This is a genomic window from Saccharothrix hoggarensis (assembly GCF_052936025.1).
The window spans coordinates 4,499,702-4,515,002 of the sequence record NZ_CP193624.1 but is presented as its reverse complement, the minus strand read 5'-3'; the positions used below and the strand labels follow the sequence as shown (position 1 = coordinate 4,515,002).

Below are 15,301 nucleotides of genomic sequence, written 5' to 3'. Positions count from 1 at the left end.
GGGTACGCCTTGCCCGAGACCTCCGGGCAGGCCTTGCTCGGGCAGGCGTCATCGGGGCGCGAGCACGGGCGACGGGGTGAGCAGGCGCTCGGCGATGGCGTCGGCGTCGCGCAGGAACAGCGTGCGCATGCCGGGCCGACTGCTGCCGACCTGCGTGAACCAGCGCGTGTGCTCGGTGGGCAGGCCGAGGGCGTGCGCGCCGGGCACCTCGGCGCCGTGCCGGTCGAGCAGGGCGAACGGCGCGGGCGTGACGTCCACCCCGCCGGTCTCGAACACCTCGCCGGTCACCGGGTCGCGCTCCACGAACTGCGTCACCAGCCCGCGCGCGACCAGGTCCTCGTACAGCGGCGAGGTGTCCCGGCGCAGGTCCGGCTGCGGGATGCGGGCGTCGACGAGCGCCGCCACCTCCGTCCGCGAGCCGGCGACGTCGGCGGAGGACACCACGAACGTGCCGCCGGCCGGGTCGCACTCGTAGCGGACCCGCGGGCCGACCACGGTCACCACGCCGACCTCGATCAACGCCAGCAGCTGCTCCACCCGCTCCACCGGCGGCCCGGCGGACAGCAGCGCGTTCATCGGCACGTACCAGCCGAGGAAGTCGTCCCGGTGCGAGCGGACGGTCAGCCCGCCGAAGTCCACCGCGACGCGGATCGTGTTGCGGATGTCGCGCAGCACGTCCAGCGCCGCCTTGACGGGACCGTCGACGTTGCCGCGCTTGGCTTCGTCGATGTCCTTGGCCATCAGGTCGAGCACCTTCGCGCGGAACACGGCGGGGTGGGCGAACCGGTCGCCCGTGAACGGCCGCGCGAGCCGTTCGAGGTCCAGCCCCGCGTCCGGGGCCAGGCCGTGCTCGGCCAGCAGCGCGGCCTTGGACCCGCCGTGGCGCAGGACGTGGGCGTGCCGTTCGGCGAACCGGGCCGCGACCGCGTCGCCCTGCCGGGAGCGCACCAGGGTGGTGAGGTAGACGTGGTCCACCTCGGCCTGGATCAGCGGCATGATCTGGCCGGTGAAGTCCAGCCCGGCCGCGCCCGCCCGCGCCTTCGCCTCGCGCACCGCGTCCGTCGTGAACACGACCGGCTGGTGCACGTGGTCGGGCCGCTTCTGGTTCGTGCCGCGCGCCAGGATCGGCATCCCGCTGCGCGACCCGGCGAAGATCAGCGGCTCGCGGCCGCTCGGCGCGTACCGCATGGCGCCGGCGACGTCCCGCCGGAACACCCCGCCGCGCCCCACCGTCAGCGACAGCAGGATGTCGTAGAACCCGAGGCCCATGCCGATCACGCCGACGGGCGTGCCGGGCTCGATGACGTCGAGCGGCAGGTCCGCGGCGGAGTCGCCGCTCAGGTAGGTCAACCCCGGCCGGGTCGCGGCGAAGTCGGCGAGCGCCTGCTCATTCGCGCCGGGCCGGGACACCGGGTGGCCGGTGGCCAGCACCACGCGGTCGACCACCAACGGCTCGGACCGGTCCGACAACGTCAGCGCGAACCCGCCGTCCGGCAGCGGCGCCATCGTGGTGACCCGCGCGGTGACCGGTCGCACGACCATGCCGTCGGGCAGGTGGTCGACCACGCTGCGGTACACGTGCCGCAGGTAGTGCCCGTAGGTGACGCGCGGCGCGTAGCCGTCCGGGCCGATCGACGCCAGCTCCGGGTCGGGGGAACGGGCCAGCCACTGCGCCACGCTGGGTCCGGCGCCCGCGCGGTCCGGTCCGCCGTCGGGCTCGCCGGAGTACATGGTCACCTGGCCCGCGACCGTGTTCATGGTGAACCACGGCTGCTGGTCGGTGCGCCAGATCCGGCCGCAGCCCACCTGGACGGCGTCGATCGCGAACACCTCCGGCCCCGGCCCGTGGTGGTCGTCGGCGCGGAGGGCGAGGCGTTCGAGCACGGAGATGCCGCGGGGGCCCATGCCGATGATGGCGATCCTGGGCCCGTGCGACACCGGGCCGTCGGCTGAGGACACGATCACTCCCGTCAGTCGGTCAGGTGCGGGCGTGCGGGCGTGCGGGCGAGCACGTTGTCGTAGCGGTGCTCGACGTGCGTGAGCATCGCCAGCAGGGAACGGGCGGTGAGCGCCTCGGGCGGGAGGGTGCGCGCCAGGCCCCCGATCGGCATGGAGCCGATCGACACCCAGCGCAGCCGGCCCTGCTCGTCGAGCGCGGCCCGCGTCCGGCCCGCGTTGTCCGGGTGCAGGCAGTACGGGACGTCGAGCCAGCCGCGCTGGAACGCCAGTTCCAGCGCACGGCCGAGGTCGTCGTCCAGGTCGAGCACGGCCTCCACGAGCGCGCGCGCCTCCGCGAGCACCCCGGTGGTGGCGGGCCGCAGCTCGTCGGTCGGCGGCCGGGCGGCGTCGAGGGCGTGGCGCAGCGCGGCGACGTTCTCGGCGGGCGTCGGGATGCGCTGCGCCTCGACCTCCGTCTTGACGATCACCCGCTCCGCGCCGGACCGGACCGCCAGTTCGACGCTGTCGCGCAGCAGCGTGGTCGCGCCGGTCGTGCTGCGCGGGTACACGCCCATGTAGGTGTAGAGCACCACGTGCCACCGCACGTCCGGCAGGAGTTCGCCGGCCAGGGTGCGCAACGCGGCGATGGCTTCGAGGTCCTGCGCCGCGTTGGTCTGCTGCGCGTAGCTCAGCGACACGCTGCGCAGGCCGTGCGCGCGGAAGAACAACGCCTCCAGCACGGACAGCGCCACCAGGAGGCTGGGCGGGCACAACTGGCCGAGCATGCACCCGCCGAACGTCTCCAGGTGCGCGTCCGGGCCGTGCCCGCCCATCAGCTCGCAGGTGCGCCGCCACTCCCGCACCGAGTCGCGCAGCGGGGTCCGGCTGTAGGGCAGGCAGTAGGACACCGGCCCGCCCTCGGTGGCGTCGAGCCCGGCGTCGAGCAGGGTGCGCACGATGTCGTACGGCGCGGGGCTGCCGTGCCGCACCTGCACCGGGAAGTCCGGCGACACCACGCCGTCGAGCATTCGGCGGGTGACGTCCGGGCCGTGCACGACGAGCGGGAACCCGTTGAGGGGAGCACCGTCGCGCAGCGCCCGGCGCGCGGCGTCGTGCGCGCCCACCCTGGTGTAGCTGTCCAGGGTGATGGTGCCGGCGGTGCGCCCCGGCACGGCGCGCACCGCCAGCAGCCCCTCCCGCATCCGCGCCGGCTCGGCGAAGCCCATGCGGGGCTGGACGACGAGCCGGCCCTCGGCCGCCGCGTCGGCGACGAACGCGGAGAACGACGTCATGACGTCGTCCTGCCGCTGGGCAGGGCCGGTCGGCGCAGCCCTTCGACGTAGCCGACCAGCCGCGACGGGTCGCTGTCCTCCACCACCAGGTCGAACCCGGCGGCGAGCAGCTCGTGCCGCGACTCCGCCCCGCCGGCCACGCCGAGCTTGCCGCCGATGACCAGCCGCAGGTCGGCCGTGTCCGGGTCGGCGCGCAGCAGGCGGGCCAGCCGCACGCCGTCCAGGTGGCCGTGGCCGTTGACGGTGCTGATCACGACGAGGTCCGGGCGGTGGTCGCGGCAGTGCTCCAGGAGCAGGTCCTCGGGCACGCAGGCGCCGAGGTTCGTCACCTGGCACCCGTGTTCCTCCAGCAGCAGCTGGAGGAACACGAGGTTCCAGGTGTGCGCGTCGGAGAAGACGCTCGACAGCACGACCCGGACCGGTCGGACGGCGAGCGCGGTCGGGGCGTTGCTCACGGGGCCTCGGCGGGCCGCGCCTCGGCGGGCCGGGTCCGGATGGCCAGCACGGTGCACCCGGCGGCGCTGGACATCTGGTGCTTGCTGCCGGGGCCCTCGACCACGAGCGCGCCCTTCTTGAACGAGTGGCCGTCGCTGTGGTCCAGGGAGCCGTCGAGGACGAGCATCAGCTCCCAGCCCAGGTGCTCGTGGAAGTCGCCGTGCGCGCCGGGCGGGAAGCGCAGCAGCAGGCCGACGGACTCGTCACCGGTCTCGGGGTTCGGCGCCCACAGCACGTGGTGCTCGACGCCCTCGCGGCCGGGCTCGACCCACTTCGTCCACTCGATGTCCGTCAGGTCAAAGCCGTTCCGAATTACGTCCTCGATGATTTTCATGTCAGACATAAGCGCGCTCCCGGTAATAGTCTCCGCTGTTGTGTAAACGGTGCGCCATGAATCGAAGTGTTGCGGCGCAACGGTTTCAGCGATGTCACGTTATCCGGGGAACAAGAGATCCGCGCTGTAGTCCTGACGATGCGCGACCATCGGAAAAAACGATGTGCCGCAGTTTGCGGGACGTCCGGGTGCGGGAGTCCGAATTCTCACACGTGCGCGGACAGGTGCAGCCCGCGTACCGCGGCGACCACGAAGGGGTGCGCGCCGAGCGGCGCCGCCACCACGACGTCGGGGTCGGCCCGCCGTGCCGCGGCGATCACCCGGTCGGGCAGGAGGCCGGGCGCGAGGAACCACGACGCCACGGCGATCCGGCGCGCGCCGAGGTCCCTCAGCTCGGCGATCGCGTCGGTGACGTCCGGCGCGCAGGTCGCGAACGCGGGCCGGACGCCGGCCCAGCCGTGCTCCCGCTCCCACCGCTCGGCGAGGTCCGCGACCGCCGCGTTGGCCGCCGCGTGCGACGAACCCGCGCCCGCGAGCACCACGCCCAGCCGGCCGTCACCAGGCCGCGCACCGGCCTCGGCGAGCCGGGCGAGCGCCGCGTCGGCGACCCGCGGGTCCGTCCCGATCACGTCGGTGACCCGAACCGACAGCCCCGGCGACCGCGCGGTCGCCGAGTCGACCATCTCCGGGATGTCGACCAGGGCGTGGTAGGCGCTGCCCAGCAGCAGCGGCACGACCACCGCCTCGCCCTGACCCACGTCCGCGAGGACGTCGGCGAGCAGCGGCTCGGACAGGTCGAGGAAGGCGGGCCGGGCGCCGGGCAGGGCGGCGACCAGCTGCCGGACAGCCGCCGCGGAGCGCGGGTCACGGCTGCCGTGCGCGACGGCGATGAGCACCTACAGCCCTCCGCTGAGGCCGCGTGCCCGCAGCACCGACCGCTCCAGCGGGCGGAACAGCGCGAGCTCGATGCCGACACCCACGAAGAAGATCAGCACGATCGCGGCCATGACCAGCGACATGTCCGACAGCGACATGCCGTTGTGCAGCACCTGGCCGAGGCCGACGCCGAGCTGCGGCGAGGTGGCGATCAGCTCGGCGGCCATCAGCGACCGCCACGAGAACGCCCACCCCTGCTTCAACCCGGCCAGGAAACCGGGCAGCGCGGCGGGCAGCAGCACGTGCCGGACCGCGGCCAGCCGGGTCGCGCCGAGCACCACCCCGACCCGGTGGAAGATGGGCGGGATCTGGTCCACGCCCGACACCAGGCCGTTCGCGATGGACGGGACCGCTCCCAGCAGCACCACGAAGTAGATCGCGTAGTCGGTCAGGCCGAACCACAGCACGCCCGCGGGCACCCACGCCACCGACGGCAGGCTCTGCAAGCCCGAGATCAACGGGCCGATGGCCCGCCGCACCGGCGAGACGTTGGCGATCAGCAGGCCGAGCGGCACCGCGACCACCACCGACACCCCGAACCCGATCACCGCGCGGTGCACGGACACCCACAGGAAGCCGACGATGTCACCGCTGCGGACCTGCTGCGCGATCTGGTCCAGCACGGTGACCGGCGCGGGCAGCTGGAACTCCGGCCAGATCGCCGACGCCCACAGCGCCTGCCACAGGCACCCGATGACGACCAGCGCGATCACCGGCGGCAGCACGCGGCCCACGAACCGGGCCCGCCCGTTCGACGGCGCGGCGACCGGCGACGTCAGCGCGTCCAGCCCCGCCTCGACCGCCTCGTCGTCCTCCCGCTCGACGGCGCTACGCGACGACATGGCTGCTGATCACCTCGCGGAGCCTGGTGTTGATCTCGTCGACGATGCCGTCCTCGCCGGCCACGGACCACTCCTGCATGACCCGGCCCGGACGTGACGACAGCAGCACCACGCGCTGGCCCAGGCGCACGGCCTCGCGCACGTCGTGCGTGACGAACACGACCGCCGTGCCGGTCTCCCGCCACACCCGCAGCAACTCCGCCTGCAGCACGTCACGCGTGATGGCGTCGAGCGCGGAGAACGGCTCGTCCATGAGCAGCAGGGCGTTGTCGTCACCGGTGCACGCCAGGGCGCGGGCCAGCGCGACCCGCTGCCGCATGCCGCCGGACAGCTCGTGCGGCCGCTTGCCGCCGGTCCCGGCCAGCCGGACCAGGCCGAGCAGCTGCTCGGTGCGGTCCCGGCGGGCCCGCCGGTCCAACCCGGCCAGCCGCAGCGGCAGCTCGACGTTCTGCGCCGCGGTCAGCCACGGCAGCAACGCCGCCTCCTGGAACATCACCGCGGGCCGACCCGTGGTCAGCTCGACCTGGCCCGACGTGGGCGCCTCCAGGTCGCCGATCAGGTTGAGCAGGGTGCTCTTGCCGCAGCCGGAGGCGCCGAGCAGGCAGACGAACTCGCCCGGTCGCACGGTGAGGTCGACGCGGTCGACGGCGGTGACGGCGGACTCGCCGTGGCCGAACGTCTTGCTGACCGACGTCAGCCGGACCGCGTAGTCCGTCGCGGTGGACAGGGGTTCGAGGGTGCTGGTCATGGAATCCTCTGTGGGCTGGTGGGCAGGCCGAGTTCGGACAGCACCGCGGTCAACGGGCCCGGCTCGACGAACCCGGCGAGGTCGATCGGTGCCTTGAGCACACCCGCGGCGAGGGCGTCACGAGCCAACTGGTCGAACGCCGCCGCGTTGGGATCGGTGGTGAGTCGGATGTTGGCGAAGGCGCGGTCGATCGTGGCCTCCGGCAGGGCTCGGCTCGTCGCCTTCCGCAGGTGGGCGTTCATGTCCTGCTTGGCCCGCGCCGGGTCCTGGGTGACGGACTGCTCGGCCCGAACCAGCCCCCGCAGCACGGCCCGCACGGTCTCCGGGTGCGCCTGCAGGAACGGCGTCCGCACGACGACCACCGTGGACGGGAACTCGCCGTCCGGCCAGAGGGTCCGCTCGTCCACGAGGACGTGCGCGCCCGCTTCCAGCACCAGCCGGGACGACCACGGCTCGGGCAGCCAGGCGCCGTCCAACTGGCCCTGGAGGAACCCGTCGAGCGCCCGCGCGCTCTCCACGTTGGTCACGTTCACCGCGTCGGTGAGCTGCGAGGCGGCGAGCCACTTCTTCAGCGCGATGTCCTGGGTGTTGCCCAGGGCGGGGCTGGCGATCGTGCGGCCGATGAGCTGCTGCGGCCGGTCGATCCCCGCCCTGACCACCAGCTGCGCGCCGCGCGACGTGGCGCCGGAGACCAGCCGGACCGCCTCGCCGTCGGACTTGGCGTAGGCGTTGATGGCCGGGCCCGGACCGAGGAACGCCACGTCCAGCGACCCGCCGAGCAGCGCGTTCACCGCCGCGCCGCCGTCGTTGAAGGTGACCGGCACGAACCGGGTCGCGCCGAGCTCGGCGGTGAACAGCCCGCGCTCCACACCCAGCAGCGCCGACGCGTGGGTGATGTTGGGGAAGTAGCCGAGACGGACCTCGGCGGCCGGGCCCTGTTCGGCCGCCGAGGTCCGTTCCCCTCGGTCGGCCCGAGTGCAGCCGACCAGGACCAGGAGGAGCGCGAGGAGCACTCGGATCACGGCACGCCCGCCAGCGCGACGTCCCGGGTGATCGTGGTGAGGGGGTCGCCGATCAGGCCGGCGGCGAGCGTGCTGCCGTCGGCGACGTCGATGACGAGGAAGCTGCCCATGCGGCGGCTGTTCGTGTAGTCGTCCAGCGGGACGGCGGCGGTGGCGCGGACCGTCACCTGGCCGATCTCGTTGAGCGTCAACGTGCCGGGGTCCTCGACCGTGGTCAGGTTCTGCTCGTCGAAGCGGGTGCGGAGTTCGGTGACGATGGCCTGGACGGTGCGGGTGCCGTGCTTGACCAGGACGCGGGCGCCGGGGGTGAGGGGTTTGTCGGAGAGCCAGCAGACGGTGGCGTCGAATTCGTCGGTGACCTTGGGTGGCGCGGCGGCGGCGGCGATGAGGTCGCCGCGGGAGATGTCGAGGTCGTGGGCCAGGAGCAGGGTCACCGATTGGCCGGAGGTGGCGTGGTCGAGGGGGCCGTCGGCGGTGTCGATGCCGGTGACGGTGGAGCGCAGTCCGGCGGGGAGGACGGTGATGTCGTCGCCGACGCGGACGGTGCCGGCGGCGACCTGGCCGGCGTAGCCGCGGTAGTCGGGGTGTTCGGTGGTGCGGGGCCGGATCACGTATTGGACGGGGAAGCGGAAGGGGGCGTCGTGGGGGTCGGCGTCGACCGGCACGGTTTCGAGGTGTTCCAGCAGGGTGGGGCCGTCGTACCAGGGGGTGCGGTCGGAGCGTTCGACCACGTTGTCCCCGGCCAGGGCGGAGACGGGGATCTCGACCACGGCGTCCTCGGGGTAGCCCAGGGCGGTGGCGTGGGCGGTGAACTCCTTGGCGATGCGGGCGAAGGTGACCTCGTCGAAGTCCACGAGGTCGATCTTGTTGACCGCGAGCACGAGCCGCGGCACGCCCAGCAGGGCCAGGACGGCGGCGTGCCGGCGGGTCTGTTCGATGACGCCCTTGCGGGCGTCGACCAGGAGTACGCCGAGTTGGGCGGTGGAGGCGCCGGTGACGGTGTTGCGGGTGTACTGGACGTGGCCGGGGGTGTCGGCCAGGACGAAGGAGCGCTTGGGGGTGGCGAAGTAGCGGTAGGCGACGTCGATGGTGATGCCCTGCTCGCGTTCGGAGCGCAGGCCGTCGACCAGGAGGGAGAGGTCGGGGGTGGTCAGGCCGCGGTCGGCGCTGGCGCGGTGGACGGCGTCGAGGGTGTCGGCGAGGACGGATTTGGTGTCGTAGAGCAGGCGGCCGACCAGGGTGGACTTGCCGTCGTCCACGCTGCCGGCGGTGGCCAGCCTCAACAGGTCGCTCATCTAGAAGTAGCCTTCCCGCTTGCGGTCTTCCATGGCGGCCTCGGAGAGGCGGTCGTCGGCGCGGGTCGCGCCGCGCTCGGTCAGGCGTGAGGCGGCGACCTCGGCGATGACGGCCTGGATGTCGGCGGCGTCGGACTCGACCGCGCCGGTGCAGGAGCCGTCGCCGACGGTGCGGTAGCGCACGGTCTTCTCGATCTTGTGCTCGCCGTCGCGGGGGCCGCCCCAGGGGCCTTCCGCCAGCCACATGCCGTCGCGGAGGTAGACCTCGCGGCGGTGGGCGTAGTAGATCGACGGCAGCTCGATGTTCTCGCGGGCGATGTAGTGCCAGACGTCGAGTTCGGTCCAGTTGGACAGGGGGAACACGCGGACGTGTTCGCCGGGGCGGTGGCGGCCGTTGTAGAGGTTCCACAGCTCGGGGCGTTGCCGGCGGGGTTCCCACTGGCCGAAGGCGTTGCGCAGGCTGAAGATGCGTTCCTTGGCGCGGGCGCGTTCCTCGTCGCGGCGCCCGCCGCCGAACACCGCGTCGAACCGGTGCGAGGTGATGGCGTCGAGCAGCGGCACGGTCTGCAGGGGGTTGCGGGTGCCGTCGGGGCGTTCGGCCAGCCGGCCGTCGTCGATGTAGTCCTGCACGCTGGCGACTTCCAGCCGCAGCCCGTGCCGGGCCACGACCTTGTCGCGGAACTCGATGACTTCCTCGAAGTTGTGGCCGGTGTCGACGTGCAGCAGCGGGAACGGCACGGGGGCGGGCCAGAACGCCTTGACCGCGAGGTGCAGCAGCAGGGTGGAGTCCTTGCCGCCGGAGAACAGGATCACCGGCCGGTCGAACTCGCCCGCGACCTCGCGGAAGATGTGGATCGCCTCGGACTCGAGGCGGTCCAGGGTGTCCAGGGCGGTGGTGGTCATCCGTGCAACCCGCATTCGGTCTTGGCCAGCCCGGCCCACCGGCCGCTGCGGGCGTCCGCGCCCGGCAGCGGCTTCGCGGTGCACGGCGCGCAGCCGATGGAGGGGTAACCAGCCTGCACCAACGGGTTCTCCAGAATCCCGTGCTCGGCGATGTAGGCGTTGAACTGCTCGTCGGTCCACGGCGCGATCGGGTTGACCTTGACCAGGCCGTTGCGCTCGTCCCACTGCACGATCGGCGTGTTCGCCCGTGTCGGCGCGTCCACGCGGCGCACGCCGGTGACCCACGCGTCGTAGTTCTTCAGGGTGCGCTGCAACGGGATGACCTTGCGCAACTGGCAGCACCTGGTCGGGTCGGTCTGGTTCAGCAGACCGAATTCCTTCTCCTGGTCCGCGACGGACTGCTCGGCGGCGGCGTTGATGATCCGGACGTCGGGGTAGACGAGGTCGACGGCGTCACGGGTGCCGATGGTCTCGGCGAAGTGGTAGCCGGTCTCCAGGAACAGCACGTCCACGTCCGGCTTGACCTTGGTCGCCAGGTCGATCAGCACGGCGTCCTGCATGTTCGACGCGACGATCCAGCTCTTGCCGAAGGTCTGCGCGGTCCACGCGAGCGCTTCCTCGGCGCCGGCATCGGCCAACTCCACGCTCGCCGCTTCGGCGATCACCTTCAGTTCCTCGACCCTGGTCGGGGCGGTCATCGATGCACCTCCTGTGGAAGGTTGAGACCCACGAACTTGACCATGAAGACTCGACGGCAGGACGAGCACAGCCACGAGTAGTCGGGCTCTTCCTGCGGGCGGAGGTCTTCGTCTCCGCAATAGGGGCAGTGGAACGGGGTCGCGCGTTCGCTCACTTCAGGTCTGCTTCGGTGGCGCGCACGACCCACTGCGCGAACCTCTCGTCGTCGTGCCGGCTCGCGACGAAGTTCCGCACCACGCGCTCGACGTAGTCCGACAGCTCGGCCGCGGTCACCTTGTGGCCACGCAACTTCCGGCCGAAGCCTGCGTCCAACCCCAGTCCGCCACCGAGGTGGACCTGGAAGCCTTCCACCTGCTTGCCGTCGGCGTCGGTGACGATCATGCCCTTGAGGCCGATGTCCGCGGTCTGGATGCGGGCGCACGAGTTGGGGCAGCCGTTGATGTGCACGGAGATCGGCTCCGTCACCCCCGCCACGACGTCGGCCAACCGGGACTCCAGCGCGGCGACCAGATCGACCGCGCGTGCCTTGGTCTCGACGATCGCGAGCTTGCAGAACTCGATGCCGGTGCACGCCATCACACCCCGCCGCCACGGCGACGGCTCCGTCTGCAACCCCAACTTCGCCAGATCCGCCTGGAGGCCCTTGACCTCGGCCTCGGGCACGTCCAGCACCACCAACTTCTGCTGCGGGGTGAGACGAACCCGGCCCGACCCGGCCCGCTCGACGACCTTGGCCACCTCGACCAACGTCGATCCCGACACCCGGCCCGCGATCGGCGCGGCGCCGACGTAGAACAAACCGTCCTTCTGCCGGTGCACGCCGATGTGGTCACGCGGGATCGCGGGCACCTCCGGCGCGGGGCCGTCCACGAGCTTGCGCTTGAGGTACTCGTCCTCCAGCACCTGGCGGAACTTCTCGGGACCCCAGTCGGCGACCAGGAACTTGATCCGCGCACGATGCCGCAACCGCCGGTAGCCGTAGTCACGGAAGACGCTGATCACGCCCTCCCACACGTCCGGCACCTCGTCGGACGGCACCCACGCGCCCAACCGCTTGCCGATCATCGGGTTGGTGGACAGACCACCGCCGACCCACACGTCGAAACCCGGACCGTACTCCGGGTGGTCCACACCGACGAACGCCACGTCGTGGATCTCGTGCGCCACGTCCGGCAACCCCGAGATCGCCGTCTTGAACTTGCGCGGCAGGTTGGAGAAGCGCGGGTCGCCGATGTAGCGGCGCAGGATCTCGTCGATCGCCGGCGTGCCGTCGACCACCTCGTCCTCGGCGATCCCCGCCACCGGCGAGCCGAGCACCACGCGCGGGCTGTCCCCGCAGGCCTCCATCGTGGTCAGGCCCGCGTCCTCCAGCTTGCGCCAGATCGTCGGCACGTCCTCGATGCGGATCCAGTGGTACTGCACGTTCTGCCGGTCGGTGATGTCCGCCGTGTCCCGCGCATAGGTCTGCGACAACTCACCGATCAACGCCAACTGCTGCGTCGTCAACCGACCGCCGTCGATCCGGACCCGGAGCATGAAGTACTCGTCGTCCAGCTCCTCCGGCTCCAACGTCGCCGTCCGACCGCCGTCGATCCCCGGCTTGCGCTGCGTGTACAACCCGTACCAGCGGAAACGACCACGCAGATCCGCCGGGTCGATCGAGTCGAAACCACCGTGGGCGTAGATGTTCTCGATCCGCGAGCGGACGTTGAGCGGGTTGTCGTCCTTCTTGCTCCGCTCGTTCGGGTTCAGCGGCTCGCGGTAGCCCAGCGCCCATTGCCCCTCACCTCGGCGCTGCTTGTTCTGGACTGCCATGGTCGAAATCCTCCAGTGATGCGCGATGCCTCGGTGGCGAGTCCTATGAGGACGAAGTGATCCACGTGTCCTTGCCGCGGAGCAATGCGGTGAGGTCAGCGGGCTTGATCTTCTTGGCGTGCTCGACCTGTGCGCGTGCGGCGTCGTCGTAGGTGGTGCGTGTGGTGTTGCGGAAGACGCCGGTGACGGTGTGTTGGAGGTCCTGGGTGGACAGGCGGGACAGGGCGAAGGCGAGGTTGAGGTCGGTGGCGTCGTGGACGACGATGTCGTCGGGGTTGACGTCGGCGGTGTTGGCGACGGCGAGGCCGAATCCGTCGCGGACGACGGCGTGGTCGCCGCCGCCGAAGGTGATGGGTTGGCCGTGGGTGACGTTGATGATGCGGCGGGCGGCCTCGTCGTCGTCTTTGAGGACGTCGAAGGCGCCGTCGTTGAAGATGGGGCAGTTCTGGTAGATCTCGACCAGGGCGGAGCCGCGGTGTTCGGCGGCTTGTCGCAGGACCTCGGTGAGGCCGGCGCGGTCGGAGTCCAGGGCGCGGCCGACGAAGGTGGCCTCGGCGCCCAGGGCGAGGGAGACGGGGTTGAAGGGGTGGTCCAGCGACCCGTGGGGGGTGGACTTGGTGATCTTGCCTTCTTCGCTGGTGGGGGAGTACTGGCCCTTGGTCAGCCCGTAGATGCGGTTGTTGAACAGCAGGATCTTGAGGTTGACGTTGCGGCGCAGGGTGTGGATGAGGTGGTTGCCGCCGATGGACAGCGCGTCGCCGTCGCCGGTGACGACCCACACCGACAGGTCCGGTCGTGCGACGGCCAGGCCGGTGGCGATGGCGGGGGCGCGGCCGTGGATGGAGTGCATGCCGTAGGTGTTCATGTAGTACGGGAAGCGGGAGGAGCAGCCGATCCCGGAGACGAACACGATGTTCTCGCGTTTGAGGCCGAGGGTGGGCAGGAAGGACTGCACGGCGTTGAGGACGACGTAGTCGCCGCAGCCGGGGCACCAGCGGACTTCCTGGTCGGACTTGTAGTCCTTGGCCTTCTGGGGTTGGTCCGCGGTGGGCACGCCGACCAGGCCTGTCAGGGCCGGCAGCCCGAGATCGGTCGCGGTCATTCCGACACTCCCTTGATCACGTCGACGAGCACGTCCTGCAGTTCCTCGGCCTTGAACGGCAGGCCCTGGACCTTGGTGTGGCTGATGGCGTCGACGAGGTACTTGGCGCGCAGCAGCAGCGCGAGCTGGCCGAGGTTCATCTCCGGCACCACGACCCGCTCGTAGCGGGCCAACACCTCGCCCAGATTCTTCGGGAAGGGGTTGAGGTGGCGCAGGTGCGCGTGCGCCACCGGCATGCCCAGCTTCCGCACCCGTCGGGCGGCGGCGCCGATCGGCCCGTACGACGATCCCCAGCCGACGACGAGGACGCGGGCGTCGCCGGTGGGGTCGTCGACCTCGACGTCGGGAACGGTGATGCCGTCGATCTTGCGTTGGCGCAGGCGGACCATGTGGTCGTGGTTGGCGGGGTCGTAGGAGATGTTGCCGGTGCCGTCGGCCTTCTCCAGCCCGCCGACGCGGTGCTGCAGCCCGGCGGTGCCCGGCACCGCCCACGGCCGCGCGAGGGTCTCGGGGTCGCGCAGGTAGGGCCAGAACGTGCCGTCGGGCGCGTTGGGTTCGGTGGCGAAGCCCACCGACAGGTCGGGCAGGTCCTCCACGTCGGGGATCAGCCACGGCTCGGAGCCGTTGGCGATCGCGCCGTCGGACAGCAGCAGCACCGGGGTGCGGTAGACCAGCGCGATCCGGGCGGCCTCCATCGCGGCGTCGAAGCAGTCCGACGGCGAGCGCGGCGCGACCACGGCGACGGGGGACTCGCCGTTGCGGCCGAACATGGCCTGCAGCAGGTCGGCCTGCTCGGTCTTGGTGGGCAGGCCGGTGGACGGGCCGCCGCGCTGCACGTCGATCACGATCAGCGGCAGCTCGGTCATCACCGCCAACCCGATCGTCTCCGACTTCAACGCGATACCGGGCCCGGAGGTGGAGGTCACGCCGAGCGCGCCGCCGTAGGAGGCGCCCAGGGCCGCGCCGATGCCGGCGATCTCGTCCTCGGCCTGCAGCGTGGTGATGCCGAAGTTCTTGTGCCGGGACAGCTCGTGCAGGATGTCCGACGCCGGTGTGATCGGGTAGGTGCCCAGCACCACCGGCAGCCCGGACCGCTGCCCCGCCGCCACGATCCCGTACGCCAACGCCGTGTTCCCGGTGATCTGCCGGTAGGTGCCCGGGGCCAGCCTGGCCGGGGCGACCTCGTAGGTGACGGCGAAGGACTCGGTGGTCTCGCCGTAGTTCCAGCCCGCCCGGAACGCCAGCACGTTGGCCTCGGCGATCTCGGGTTTGCGGGCGAACTTCTCCCGCAGGAACCGCTCGGTGCCCTCGGTCGGCCGGTGGTACATCCACGACAACAGGCCCAGGGCGAACATGTTCTTCGCCCGTTCCGCGTCCTTCTTGCCCAGCCCGGTGCCCTCCAGCGCGCCGATGGTCAGCGTGGCCATCGCGACCTTGTGCACCTGGTAGGTCTCGGTGAGGGTGTTGTCCTCCAGCGGGTCGGCCGCGTACCCGACCTTGACCAGGTTGCGCTTGCTGAACTCGTCGGTGTTGACGATCAGGATCCCGCCCTTGGGCAGGTCGTCGATGTTCGCCTTCAACGCGGCCGGGTTCATCGCCACGAGCACGTCCGGCCGGTCACCGGGGGTCAGGATGTCGTAGTCCGCGAAGTGCAGCTGGAAGCTCGACACACCCGGCAGGGTGCCCTGGGGCGCCCGGATCTCGGCCGGGAAGTTCGGCTGGGTCGCGAGGTCGTTGCCGAACGCGGCCGCCTCCGACGTGAACCGGTCGCCCGTGAGCTGCATGCCGTCACCGGAGTCACCGGCGAACCGGATCACCACGCGATCCAGCTTGACCACGTCGTGCACGTGCTCCTCCGATCAGGGGTGCGGAGCGGTTCC

At 71.5% G+C, this 15,301-nt stretch carries 15 protein-coding genes; all 15 read right to left on the bottom strand.

Features of this window, described 5'->3' with window-relative positions; translation table 11 throughout:
• Positions 1-48: 48 nt before the first annotated feature.
• The 15 genes from ACRAKH_RS20420 to ACRAKH_RS20350 all read right to left on the bottom strand — a co-directional run bounded on the left by ACRAKH_RS20420 (position 49) and on the right by ACRAKH_RS20350 (position 15,268).
• Positions 49-1,959 carry an FAD/NAD(P)-binding protein gene (locus tag ACRAKH_RS20420; protein ID WP_380728921.1) on the bottom strand — a complete coding sequence of 637 codons (1,911 nt, stop codon included), beginning with the start codon at positions 1,957-1,959 and terminating at the stop codon, positions 49-51.
• An 11-nt stretch (positions 1,960-1,970) separates the two neighbouring features.
• Positions 1,971-3,230 (bottom strand): methylaspartate mutase, encoded by a 1,260-nt coding sequence (locus ACRAKH_RS20415; RefSeq protein WP_447009183.1) that lies wholly within the window; start codon positions 3,228-3,230, stop codon positions 1,971-1,973.
• Entirely contained in the window at positions 3,227-3,685 is a 459-nt protein-coding gene (locus ACRAKH_RS20410; RefSeq protein WP_380728917.1) for a cobalamin B12-binding domain-containing protein, read from the bottom strand. The genes ACRAKH_RS20415 and ACRAKH_RS20410 overlap by 4 nt, the downstream gene beginning before the upstream one ends.
• The gene (locus ACRAKH_RS20405) at positions 3,682-4,068 is read right to left on the bottom strand and encodes a cupin domain-containing protein (protein WP_380728915.1); all 387 of its coding nucleotides are present in this window, start codon (positions 4,066-4,068) and stop codon (positions 3,682-3,684) included. The genes ACRAKH_RS20410 and ACRAKH_RS20405 overlap by 4 nt, the downstream gene beginning before the upstream one ends.
• A gap of 197 nt (positions 4,069-4,265) precedes the next feature.
• Entirely contained in the window at positions 4,266-4,955 is a 690-nt protein-coding gene (locus tag ACRAKH_RS20400; protein ID WP_447009182.1) for a sirohydrochlorin chelatase, read from the bottom strand.
• Complete coding sequence (locus ACRAKH_RS20395) at positions 4,956-5,837, bottom strand: ABC transporter permease (protein WP_380730303.1); 882 nt, start codon at positions 5,835-5,837, stop codon at positions 4,956-4,958.
• Entirely contained in the window at positions 5,824-6,585 is a 762-nt protein-coding gene (locus ACRAKH_RS20390; protein ID WP_380730305.1) for an ABC transporter ATP-binding protein, read from the bottom strand. The genes ACRAKH_RS20395 and ACRAKH_RS20390 overlap by 14 nt, the downstream gene beginning before the upstream one ends.
• The gene (locus tag ACRAKH_RS20385) at positions 6,582-7,598 is read right to left on the bottom strand and encodes an ABC transporter substrate-binding protein (RefSeq protein WP_380730307.1); all 1,017 of its coding nucleotides are present in this window, start codon (positions 7,596-7,598) and stop codon (positions 6,582-6,584) included. Before ACRAKH_RS20385 ends, ACRAKH_RS20390 begins: the two co-directional genes overlap by 4 nt.
• Positions 7,599-7,603: 5 nt before the next feature.
• The gene (locus ACRAKH_RS20380) at positions 7,604-8,902 is read right to left on the bottom strand and encodes a sulfate adenylyltransferase subunit 1 (RefSeq protein WP_447009181.1); all 1,299 of its coding nucleotides are present in this window, start codon (positions 8,900-8,902) and stop codon (positions 7,604-7,606) included.
• Entirely contained in the window at positions 8,903-9,805 is a 903-nt protein-coding gene (gene cysD / locus ACRAKH_RS20375) for a sulfate adenylyltransferase subunit CysD (protein ID WP_380730557.1), read from the bottom strand. It abuts the gene before it with no gap.
• Positions 9,802-10,503: a phosphoadenylyl-sulfate reductase gene (locus ACRAKH_RS20370; protein ID WP_447009180.1), complete on the bottom strand. Its 702-nt coding sequence runs from the start codon at positions 10,501-10,503 to the stop codon at positions 9,802-9,804. Before ACRAKH_RS20370 ends, cysD begins: the two co-directional genes overlap by 4 nt.
• A complete protein-coding gene (locus ACRAKH_RS20365) occupies positions 10,500-10,658 on the bottom strand; it encodes an Insertion element protein (RefSeq protein ID WP_380730775.1) in 159 nt (52 codons plus the stop codon). Before ACRAKH_RS20365 ends, ACRAKH_RS20370 begins: the two co-directional genes overlap by 4 nt.
• Complete coding sequence (locus tag ACRAKH_RS20360) at positions 10,655-12,319, bottom strand: nitrite/sulfite reductase (RefSeq protein ID WP_447009179.1); 1,665 nt, start codon at positions 12,317-12,319, stop codon at positions 10,655-10,657. Before ACRAKH_RS20360 ends, ACRAKH_RS20365 begins: the two co-directional genes overlap by 4 nt.
• Positions 12,320-12,362: 43 nt before the next feature.
• Positions 12,363-13,421 carry a 2-oxoacid:ferredoxin oxidoreductase subunit beta gene (locus ACRAKH_RS20355; protein WP_447009178.1) on the bottom strand — a complete coding sequence of 353 codons (1,059 nt, stop codon included), beginning with the start codon at positions 13,419-13,421 and terminating at the stop codon, positions 12,363-12,365.
• The gene (locus ACRAKH_RS20350; protein ID WP_447009177.1) at positions 13,418-15,268 is read right to left on the bottom strand and encodes a 2-oxoacid:acceptor oxidoreductase subunit alpha; all 1,851 of its coding nucleotides are present in this window, start codon (positions 15,266-15,268) and stop codon (positions 13,418-13,420) included. The genes ACRAKH_RS20355 and ACRAKH_RS20350 overlap by 4 nt, the downstream gene beginning before the upstream one ends.
• Positions 15,269-15,301: the final 33 nt, after the last annotated feature.

Bases quoted from the DNA above. Each gene is read 5' to 3' on its own strand.
- ACRAKH_RS20355 (WP_447009178.1), bottom strand. From the start codon at position 13,421: ATGACCGCGACCGATCTCGGGCTGCCGGCCCTGACAGGCCTGGTCGGC.
- ACRAKH_RS20395 (WP_380730303.1), bottom strand. From the start codon at position 5,837: ATGTCGTCGCGTAGCGCCGTCGAGCGGGAGGACGACGAGGCGGTCGAG.
- ACRAKH_RS20390 (WP_380730305.1), bottom strand. From the start codon at position 6,585: ATGACCAGCACCCTCGAACCCCTGTCCACCGCGACGGACTACGCGGTC.
- ACRAKH_RS20405 (WP_380728915.1), bottom strand. From the start codon at position 4,068: ATGTCTGACATGAAAATCATCGAGGACGTAATTCGGAACGGCTTTGAC.
- ACRAKH_RS20415 (WP_447009183.1), bottom strand. From the start codon at position 3,230: ATGACGTCGTTCTCCGCGTTCGTCGCCGACGCGGCGGCCGAGGGCCGG.
- cysD (WP_380730557.1), bottom strand. From the start codon at position 9,805: ATGACCACCACCGCCCTGGACACCCTGGACCGCCTCGAGTCCGAGGCG.
- ACRAKH_RS20370 (WP_447009180.1), bottom strand. From the start codon at position 10,503: ATGACCGCCCCGACCAGGGTCGAGGAACTGAAGGTGATCGCCGAAGCG.
- ACRAKH_RS20380 (WP_447009181.1), bottom strand. From the start codon at position 8,902: ATGAGCGACCTGTTGAGGCTGGCCACCGCCGGCAGCGTGGACGACGGC.
- ACRAKH_RS20360 (WP_447009179.1), bottom strand. From the start codon at position 12,319: ATGGCAGTCCAGAACAAGCAGCGCCGAGGTGAGGGGCAATGGGCGCTG.